Origin of the sequence: Streptomyces sp. DH37, assembly GCF_029813835.1 — a bacterium.
Taxonomy (GTDB): Bacteria; Actinomycetota; Actinomycetes; order Streptomycetales; family Streptomycetaceae; genus Streptomyces.
Map to the genome: position 1 here is coordinate 1 of NZ_JARVKV010000258.1, position 379 is coordinate 379.

Here is a 379-nt window from a genome sequence, read left to right on the forward strand (position 1 = left end):
GTTGCCGTGACCGCCGTTGCCGCCGGTGGAAGCGTCGGACTTGACGGTCTTGGTACGAGCCCCGTGCTTGTCGGCACTGGTGGTGGCCTTGCGGTAGCTGGAGGAGTCACCACCATTGCCGTGACCGTCGCTGCCGTAGCCACCGTTGCCGTGACCGCCGTTGCCGCCGGTGGAAGCGTCGGACTTGACGGTCTTGGTACGAGCCCCGTGCTTGTCGGCGCTGGTGGTGGCCTTGCGGTAGCTGGAGGAGTCACCGCCGTTGCCGTGACCGCCGTTGCCGCCGGTGGAAGCGTCGGACTTGACGGTCTTGGTACGAGCCCCGTGCTTGTCGGCACTGGTGGTGGCCTTGCGGTAGCTGGAGGAGTCACCACCATTGCCG

Annotated in this window: 1 pseudogene; it reads right to left on the reverse strand. The window is 67.0% G+C overall.

What is annotated here, in order from left to right:
• Nucleotides 1-379: pseudogene (locus tag QC029_RS30935) on the reverse strand (hypothetical protein); the annotation flags it as partial.